Source organism: Arthrobacter sp. AB6 (assembly GCF_031844545.1).
GTDB lineage: Bacteria > Actinomycetota > Actinomycetes > Actinomycetales > Micrococcaceae > Arthrobacter.
In genome coordinates this window covers 68,124-77,454 of sequence record NZ_JAUZVL010000019.1, presented here as the reverse complement: position 1 = coordinate 77,454, position 9,331 = coordinate 68,124, and the positions used below count along the sequence as shown (strand labels likewise).

Genomic DNA, 9,331 nt, shown 5'->3' with positions numbered 1-9,331 from the left:
ACCAAGCTGAAGGGCTTGAGCCCGGTACAGTATCGGGTCCAGATGCGCGCGGCATAGGTCATTCCTAGCCGAGGCTTGCAGTCCCCTTTCAAACAACCGCAAGCCCGCTCGCCGACGGAACTGCGCAATTGTTCTGAGCAGAATGGTCGGTGGAGGTGGGTTCGCCCTGGCTACTCTGGACTACATGGGAACTGGCGACGTGAGCACGACGTGCAAATGACACTCAAAAAGCTCTACTGGCGCCTGGTGGACAGGCGGGTCAGGAAGCTGGCACCGGAATGGGAATCCCGGCTCGGCGCGACCGCGCTGCGCCTCAACGTGGAGAGTTATATACGCTTCAGGGCGGGATGGCTAACGGCCGTAATTGGGGCGGCAGTGTTGTATCCAGCCATATGGTTTGGCATGCCGGCCTCTGTGGCTTTTCCGCTTGTGCTTGTAGTCGTCATACTGTCTTCGTCCCTTATATTCTCGGCAATACCGGTAACCAAACGCCACATGAAGGCCACTACAGACCATCTTGGTCTTCCCGAAAAACCCGAAATTACACTCAAGGCGATGCAGTCACCGGCCAACTTTGACATGTGGCTCCTTGAAACAAGGGAACATCACCATCTAATGAACGACGAAAAGTAACCTGCGGGCCCACTCTCGTAAGAGCAACCTCAAACTAACAATCGACCTGAGTGGCCTTAGAACTTCCAGCAACGACAGAAGTCCCCGTCCCAAATGGGACGGGGACTTCGTCGAAGAGCCGATCGCTGGCCGCTAGAGTGGACCTCGTACATTTACGAGTCCAACTTTCGGGGACCAGTTCACGCTGGGACGAGGGCTTTCTCCGTATTAGGCGGGAACCTGCGCCGGAAGGACCCGGGTCAGGCGGCCTGATTTAGCGCATCCTCCGCCGCAACCCAGGAAATCATGGCGCACTTGACCCGCGCCGCATAGCGGGCCACACCCTCAAACGCCGCCGCATCGCCGAGCAGCGCCGGATCCGCCGGGACCTTCCCCCGGGAGCGCAGGACCTCCCGGAAGCTGTCGATCACTTCGTGCAACTCGGCCACGGTCATTCCCTCTGCCAGTTCGCTGAGCACGGACGCGGAGGCCATGGAGATGGAACAACCCGCCCCGTCCCACGAAACCTGGGCCACTTTTCCGCCAGCGACAGCGAGCCTCAGGGTGACCTCGTCCCCGCACACCGGGTTGAGCTGGTGGGACTGGCCCGTGGAAGCGCCCTCGGGGGCCGCTGTCCCCGCCAGTCCGCTGCCGTGCCGGGCCTTCGAATGGTCCAGGATGATTTGCTGGTACAGCTGGTCAAGGCTCATGGCGTCCTTCGGTCTTCGCCGCTATGCGCGGAAATAGGCCCGCACGCCGGCTACGGCGTCCAGGAATTGGTCGACGTCGTCCGTCGTGTTGTACAGGTAGGCGCTGGCCCTGGTAGTGGCAGTAAGGCCCAGCCTGCGGTGCAGGGGCTGCGCACAGTGGTGGCCGACGCGCACGGCGATCCCCCGCGAATCCAGGAACTGCCCGACGTCATGGGCATGGACCCCCTCGACGTCGAAGGCAGCCAGTCCGATGCGTTCCTGGCCCGCGGCGGGACCCAGCACCCGGATTCCGGGAAGGGACTCCAGCCCGGTGACCATGCGCTGGCCGAGCCCGGCTTCCCACTGGTGGATCCGGTCCAGCCCCGTTTCGGTCAGGTAGTTGGCTGCAGCCGCCAGCGCCACGGCCTGGGAAATCCGCTGCGTTCCGGCTTCGAAGCGCTGTGGTGCCGGCAGATACTCGGCGCGTTCCATGGTGACAGTGGTGATCATGGAGCCGCCGGTCAGGAAGGGCGGCAGGACATCAAGCAGCTCCTGCTTCCCGTACAGCACCCCGATTCCGGTGGGGGCCAGCATTTTATGGCCGGAGAACACGGCGAAGTCGACGTCAAGGTCCTTGACGTCCAGGGCCAGGTGCGGCGCGGACTGGCAGGCGTCCAGGACCGCCAGGGCGCCGGCCCGCCGGGCGAGGGCCACAAGGTCGGCGACAGGGTTGATGGTGCCCAGGACGTTCGACGCGTGGGTGAACGCAAGCACCCGGGTCCGGGCGCCGATGATCTCCGCGGCTGCTTCCATGCGGAGGTGGCCGGAGTCGTCGATGGGGATGTAGCGCAGGGTTGCGCCGGTACGGAAAGCAAGTTCCTGCCACGGGATCAGGTTGGCGTGGTGCTCCATTTCGGTGACAACGATTTCATCTCCCGGATTGAGGGCGAGCTCCTTGAGCCTGGCGTCGCCCCGGCCCTGCGCCGCCCACAACCCTGCGTTGGACAACGCGTAGCTGAGCAGGTTGAGGCCCTCAGTGGCGTTTGACGTCCAGACAGTCTCCGCGTAGTCAGCGCCGATGAAGTCCGCGACGGTTTGCCTGGCATCCTCGAAGGCCTCGGTGGCTTCGACGGCAAGGTGGTGCGCACCCCGGTGCACGGCCGCGTTGCGCTGTTCGTAGAATTCCTGTTCGGATTCAATGACGCTCAGCGGGTTCTGTGAGGTGGCGCCGGAGTCGAGGTAGACGAGCGGCCTGCCGTTGACCAGCTGGTTCAGGACCGGAAAGTCGTTGCGGATGCGGAGTACCTCTGCGTCGTCCATGGCCGGCAAGGCGCGTTCCAGTGTGGCTGGCGTTGATACTACGGCCAAGACTAACTCCTTGAGATGCCAACGGATGACACTCAATTGTCCCACAACACGGCTGTGGCGGCCGCCCGGGAAGGGCAGCCGCCACAGCCGCTCCGGGCTTCAGCCCGCGGAACGGAGGGCCGGCGACGGCTGGGGGGAGAGTCTCGGTCTCAGAAGACTCTGACGTCGCCGGCCCCGTTTGGCCCGGTCACGGGGACCGGAAACTTGAGGAGCCTTGTACTGCTTTCAGCATGCTCTGCGGCTTTGTGTCCGCCGCGTCCTTGCTTCCTTAAGTAAATACTGCGGCGGCAGGAGGTACACGAGTAGGCAGTACTCGAATTCGGCGACCCACTACTACCGGGACCACCCGGCAGATACCCGGGAGGGTGATTCGCGACGGCGGGTGCCCACCACAGCCATCAAGCGGAAGGAGGCAGGCAAAAGCGGCTGCGCCGCCTGGGCGCAGCGGGGGTGGGTGTATTTCCGTTACCGGCTGCCAGGACTACTTGGGGAGCGCTGCGTCGAGCTCATCCCGGCTGCGCACACCGAGTTTCACGTAGGTGCGGTACAGGTGTCCCTCGACCGTACGGACAGACACCATGAGCCGCTGGGCAATCTCGCGGTCCGTAAGGCCCTGCACGGCAAGCTCCACGATGTCCTGCTCCCGGCGGGTGAGCTGCACGGCAGGGGTGGCGGCAATGAAACGGCCCTCCCGGAACCGCTCGCCCAGTTCGTGGTCACACTTTTCGCGCTGGGCCACGGCCTGCCTGGAGCGGCGGCGCTCCCCTGACTGCTCCAGCACGGTGCTGGCGCGGGCGTAGGCCTCACGTGCGAGGTTGACGAAACCTGATTCCTCCAGCGAGGCCGCGGTATCCATCAACGCATCCCCGTCAGCGGCTTCCCAGTCCGTGGCCAGTTTCAGCATGGCGGCTGCCCAACGGCCTTCCACGCCCTGCGCCGCTCTCTGCACCATGGGGATCACGGAGGGGTCCCCCAGGTCCCAGCCGAGTCCCAGCAGTTCCAGCAGGGTACCCGCCCTTGCAGAGGCCTCAGTGGTGGTCATCAGCGTGTGCAGTGCAGCCAGCCCCTTACCGTCCCGGGACAGGTACTCTGATGCGGCGGCAGCGTAGGCGCGGGCAAGGAAGTCATGGGCAGGAGCGCCCGCCAAAGCATCTTTGTAGTCCTGTTCCAGCCGCTTACCTTGGGCAGAGTCTCCCAGCCGCGCTGCGACATAGAAGCCCAGCGCCGAGCCGAAGCGGAACAGCTGGAGCGGATCGTTGAGCCGCAGCGCTTCCACCGCCGGCAGCAGCAGCTGGTAGGCCCGTTCCATCCGGCCCTGCCGCAGCATGGAGTAGCCGCGCAGCACCTGCAGGCTGCCGTTGAAGGTCGCTGCCGAGGGCGTGTGCCCTGCGGCGTAGCTTTCGAGCTCGCGCTCGGCGGAGTCCCACTCCCCCATGGCAAGGTAATCTGCCACCAGCCGCCCCAGGACGAACTCGGAAAAGAAAAACAGCTCTCCTTCCAGCGCGCGCAGTTCAGAGGCCGCCAAAAGCGAGGCCTCGAGTCCTTCGGCGGCATTGCCGGCTGCAGCCAGGGCATGTGCCAGCACTGCCCCGCCGACTGCCCTGACCGGCGCCTCTTCTTCAGCGGAACTGCGGTTCCTGATGTCCGCCACGCGGCCGCGCAGTGCCGATGCGTCCATTTCCGCGCCGAGCTGGAGCAGCTGCAAGAGCTCCTTTAGCCGCCCCGCCGTTGCCTCCGCCATCCCGGCGTGTTGTTCCCCCGTCTCTGCTGCCATGGCCGCCACGGGACGGCCTGTTGCCTGATGGGCCGCAGCCCTCAGCAGCAGGACGGAGGGACCTTCGGGATGGTCTGCCAACTGGAACCAGCAGGAGTCAAGCAGCGCGGCGGCGTCCGGGTATGAGCCCTCGTTGTACAGGGCGCGCGCCTGGATGGCGTGGGCCAGGGGAATGAGCTCCGGGTCGTGCACCTTGGCGGCGATGGTGCGGGCGCTGTGGTTCCGGAAGCGGTTCAGTGCCTCGCGTGCGGCGTCCAGCATCTCGGCGTCGGACACGCGCAGGCCGCATTCAAGGGACCACTCCACGGACCTCAGCCGGCCTTCGCCGCGCAATGTGGCGGGGTCCTTGTATTCCCGGATCTTCTCCAGGAGCTGCAGGCTGCGGGAGACCGAGATGGTGTTCCTGATGGCTTCCGCGAACAGGCCGTTCCAGACGGTCAGTTCCGCGGGGACACCCGAATTTTCGACCACCATCTGCTGATCCAGCAGGGAGCGGACTATGGGCGCCCCGCAAATGTCTTCGATCACTTTCCGGCCCACCGGCCCGGCAAGCGCAATGAATTTCAGGGCTTCCTGTTCCTCCGGCCGGCGCCGGAGATGATCCTTGGTGACAACTGCGGTGAGCCGGACCCCATCCGTCGGCAAAGAACCCAGCAGGACCCAGATTCCGTTCCGCTTGGCCAGTATCCCGGCCTCTGCAGCATCGTGGAGCAGGGCGTCCAGGATCCGGGGGTTGCCCCCGGAGGCGCTCCAGACGGCGTCAACAGTGGCGTCCGGAACTGTTCCGTCAAGAACGTGGTCCAGGATTTCCTCGACCTGTTCACGGTTAAGCGGACGCAGGTCCACCCGTTCGGCCAGGCCGTCGTACCAGAGCTGGTCCAATGGCTGGGGAAGGCCCGGCCGCGGCCTGGCAGCCGCAACCACTGTTGCCCATCCTGCGGAGATCAGGTCCGCCACCACGCCGGCCGAAGCCTCGTCCAGGTAGTGTGCGTCATCAATGAGGAGCAGGACAGGGAGCCCGTTTCCTGCCTTCAGCCTTTCGAAATAGCTCCACATGGACCGCAGGACGGCAACCGGAGAAACAGACTCCTCGGCGGTCAGCTCCCCGGTGTAGGGAGTTAGGACGCCGAACGGCACGGCTGTAAGGGCAGAACTGCCATGCAGCTGCAAGACATTCAGGTCCTTGCCCAGGCGTTCCGCGATCCCCTCCGTCAAGGAGGATTTTCCGATGCCCGGCCCTGCCATGACAAAAACCGCTTGGCTCGCATGGTTCCGGACAATGGTGCAGATCCGTTCAAGCGGCTCCCGCCGTCCGGTGAGGAGCCGGTGCGCCGTGGGAGGCTTGTGGCCGTTATACGAGTCCAGTCAGATCACCCCTGGAAGTGACGCCGAGTTTCGTGAAGACCTGGTACAAGTGGCCTTCCACGGTGCGGACGGACACGCCCATCTCCAGGGCGATGTCACGGTTGGAGGCACCCCGGCCCGCCAGCCGGGCAATCTGGCGTTCCCTGCTGGTCAGCAACGGGCTTCCGCTGCTGGGCACGATGGGAAGGTTCGAGACGGTCGCGGCGAGGATGTCCAGCCGGGCCTGCGCGGTCCGCGCGGTCAGGGAATCGCCATCCTGGCGTGCGAAATCCACGGCCAGGGCCATGCACCGTGCCTCCACGGCATCCAGTTCGAGGGTGGCGGCCAGTTCGCCACCGGCGAGGAGGGTCCTGGCGTCCTTTGTCCTGCTTCCCACAGCGATCAGGCGGGAAACCTCGGCGAGCGGGCCCTGGCGGTGGCCCGCAATCTCCTCCAGGAGGCGGAAGTCGGCATCACTGCCATTGACGGTCGCAGCGAGCAGGTTGATCCCGGCCAAGGTGAAGCGACCGGCCTCGAGGTCCTGCCGGGAGCACCGCTTGAGGCCGGTCACGGCGTCGGGATCGCCCAGCCAACGGCCCGCCACGAGCGAGCAGAACTCAACGATGCTGTCGGTGATGAAGCTGGACTTTCCTGACGTCCTTTGCAGTTTCGCCAGGTACTTGCGCGACTGGGCTGCGTTGCCGGTTTGGGCGTGGGCCAGTGCAATGGCCGCGTACGCGCAGCGGAGGGCGGCCTGGACCGGCTGCAGCTCCAGCTGGGCCGCGGCGGAGATCAGGGGGTCGAGGGCAGCCATGCCGCGCCCCGAATAGACGTAGGCGATGCCGGCCGCCAGTTCGGTAGCGGCACTGCGGAAGGGAAGGCTGTGCGGCTCCTCCGTGGCCGCCTGCGGACCCAGGAGGTCGATGCACCGCCGCCACTGCCCGGCCGTCAGCAGCACAAGGTAGGCCTCCCGGGTGTACCGTTCCCGCAGGCCGACAATATGGGAGGCATCGCTGAGTTGGCCGCCCAGCTGGCGCATGAGGCCGAGCGCATCCATCTCGCGGCCGGTCATGGCCAATGCGGTCATCAGCAGGATGGCCGCATTCATGCGGTAGCCGGTATCCGGGTTCAGGGCAGGGTCCGCAGCCCTTTCAAGGTCCGGGATGATGGCAGCGTAATCACCCACGAAGGCGCGATACTCGAACCCGCTCAAGGCCACCCGGTTCGCCGCCGCGGCCGCAGGCTCGGGCCACGCAGTAAAGTTCGGGGCCCGCTCCAGCCTCTGCCGGGCTTCACTGAGCAGATCCGGCACCTTGCCTGCCGCCTCCGGGAGCCACATCATTACCTGGGATTTGGCGGCTATGACATCCGCATATTCCCCGACATCAAGGCTTTCAAGTTCCGGCTGCGAAATGTCGTCAAGTGCGGCCATGGCCTGGACCGGCATGTCCAGCTGAAGATACGCGGCGGCTTTCTGCCGCTGGCCGGCTGTCCACTCCCGGTCCGTCCGCTGAAGCATTTCGGCGTAGGTCAGCGCAAACCGCGGATCGAAGAGCTGGACTGCCGCTTCCGCCGCCGCCAGCGCCAGGGCGGGACTCAGGTCCGCCTCGCATTCATGCGTCCACGCCGCGAAAGCCATCAGCTCCTCGACGGTCATGGCGGCAGGATCAGGTTCCGCACCGGCCAGGAGCACGCTGCGCAGTTCCCTGCGCCGGGCAATGCTCAGCCAGGTGCGCACCACGTCACCGATGTACTTTTCGCGCAACGAAACCCAGCGATGGTCGGACTGGTCGATCTCGAGCAGGCCGCCGTCTTCCATGTCGGCCACCACTTCGGCACGGTAGATGGCCGTCAGCCTGGACAGCTCAACCCTGCGGGCGCAGGAAAGCATCTCGATGACTTCCCGGGTTTCGGGCGTTTCCCTGGACCATCTGGACCGGACGATGTCGTCAAGGCTGGCCGCGCCGTCGAGCACCACTTTGTCCCGCAGGGTCCAGACTGAATCGGAGAGCACCAGGTTTCCGGACAGCTGCTGTTCGGTGACGAGCGCCTTCAGGAGCAGCGGGTTGCCGCCCACCATGTGGTGATAGGTGCTGACCAGGGATGCCGAGACGCGGTGCCCCAACAGGGACAACAGGACCTGGCGGGTCTGCAGTTCGTTGAGGTTGTTCAGCCGGACTTCGGTCAGCCGGTGGTCCGTGAGCAGCCAGTGGAAATCGGCAGGAAGATCGCTGATTTTCGGGGCTACTGCGATGATTCTGGCGGTGCCGGTCAGCAGGACGTTGAGCAGCACTCCGGCGCTCATGTCGTCAATGCTGGCGGAGGTGTCAAGGGTGATGACACAGGGGCGTCCTGCCGCGTCACTGCGGATCAGGGAAGTAATGCCGCGGAGGATTGCCGTGGGCGAGCCCATGTACGCCTGCGGAAGCCTGGCCAGGAGGAAAGAAAGGCAACCATAGGGCGTGGTGGAGCCTGCAGGTCCGCTGCGGAGCTGGAGTGACCAGATGTCGGGGCCGAGGTCCATCACGGCAGCGCGCGCCAAGGAGGACTTTCCCACGCCGCGGCCGCCGGTGATCACTACCCCAAGGGAGTCTGCGCTGGTCAGGGCGGTGCGGACTGACTCAAGGTTGGCGCCGCGTGCGGGGGCAGACCAAAGCTGACCCTCCCGCCTCTCGGAGGTGTCTGTGTTCAGCCCGGCGTGGTGAGGTGTTGACCCACGTCCCCAGCTAAGTGGCTCGATTGACATGAACTTTCCCCTACATCCCGCGATAGCGGGATGTAGCCCCATCGCTCCCCCGCATAGGTAGAAGACTACCCCGCACCAGAGACAAGGAGACAGAGCCAAAGGCACTTAAGTTTCAAAGTTATTGGAGCATTCAAGTTGCTGGAGTAACTAAGTGGCTGGAGTGATTGGTTACTGTCGCTCGGACTTCGCTGGATGGAACTTCTGCTGCGCCGCTGTGAGGCCGTCACGCAGCAGCGCTTCCACAGCGTCAGCTGCATCGTCCAGGAGGAAGGGCAGTTCCCTTAGCTCGGCCGAGCTGAAGTCGCGGAGCACGTAATCGGCGGTCTCCATGCGTCCCGGCGGCCTGCCTACCCCCACCCTGACGCGGAAGTAGTCCTTGGTGGCCAAGGCCCTGGAGATGTCCCGCAGCCCGTTGTGGCCGCCTTCTCCCCCGCCGATCTTGAGCTTGACCGTATTAAAGGGAATGTCGATCTCGTCGTGGACCGCCACTACATGGTCCGGTGCGATGCCGTAAAAGTTCGCCAGCGCCGCAACGGGCCCGCCGGAGACGTTCATGTAACTCATCGGTTTTGCCAGCACGACGCGGGGGCCCCCGATGCCGAGGCGGCCTTCCAGAACCTGGGCGCGGGCCTTGTGGCTTTTGAAGCCGGCACCTATCCGGCTTGCAAGCTCGTCAAGGACCATCTGGCCGACGTTGTGCCGGTTGCCCTGGTACTGGGCTCCGGGGTTTCCGAGGCCGACAATCAGCCAACTATCAGTCATGGATCAATCCTAGGGTGGGGGCCCGCCGGGCCTGGT

General features: G+C 64.9%; 6 protein-coding genes. 1 reads left to right on the top strand and 5 read right to left on the bottom strand.

The window, feature by feature from the left end; all coding sequences use genetic code 11:
• Positions 1 to 216: 216 nt before the first annotated feature.
• Positions 217 to 633: a hypothetical protein gene (locus Q9R30_RS14595; protein ID WP_311218002.1), complete on the top strand. Its 417-nt coding sequence runs from the start codon at positions 217 to 219 to the stop codon at positions 631 to 633.
• A 239-nt stretch (positions 634 to 872) separates the two neighbouring features.
• On the opposite strand, the gene sufU is transcribed toward Q9R30_RS14595, so the two are convergent.
• The 5 genes from sufU to pth form a co-directional block, all read right to left on the bottom strand.
• Positions 873 to 1,322 (bottom strand): Fe-S cluster assembly sulfur transfer protein SufU, encoded by a 450-nt coding sequence (sufU, locus tag Q9R30_RS14590; RefSeq protein WP_104997258.1) that lies wholly within the window; start codon positions 1,320 to 1,322, stop codon positions 873 to 875.
• A gap of 21 nt (positions 1,323 to 1,343) precedes the next feature.
• Positions 1,344 to 2,669 carry a SufS family cysteine desulfurase gene (locus tag Q9R30_RS14585; protein WP_311218001.1) on the bottom strand — a complete coding sequence of 442 codons (1,326 nt, stop codon included), beginning with the start codon at positions 2,667 to 2,669 and terminating at the stop codon, positions 1,344 to 1,346.
• A gap of 481 nt (positions 2,670 to 3,150) precedes the next feature.
• Positions 3,151 to 5,688, bottom strand: a complete 2,538-nt coding sequence (locus Q9R30_RS14580; protein WP_396136732.1) for a LuxR C-terminal-related transcriptional regulator — start codon at positions 5,686 to 5,688, stop codon at positions 3,151 to 3,153.
• A gap of 106 nt (positions 5,689 to 5,794) precedes the next feature.
• Positions 5,795 to 8,533, bottom strand: coding sequence for a LuxR family transcriptional regulator (locus Q9R30_RS14575; protein WP_104997255.1), 2,739 nt, complete (start codon positions 8,531 to 8,533; stop codon positions 5,795 to 5,797).
• Positions 8,534 to 8,701: 168 nt separating this feature from the next.
• Positions 8,702 to 9,295, bottom strand: a complete 594-nt coding sequence (gene pth, locus Q9R30_RS14570; protein ID WP_104997254.1) for an aminoacyl-tRNA hydrolase — start codon at positions 9,293 to 9,295, stop codon at positions 8,702 to 8,704.
• Positions 9,296 to 9,331 lie beyond the last annotated feature (36 nt).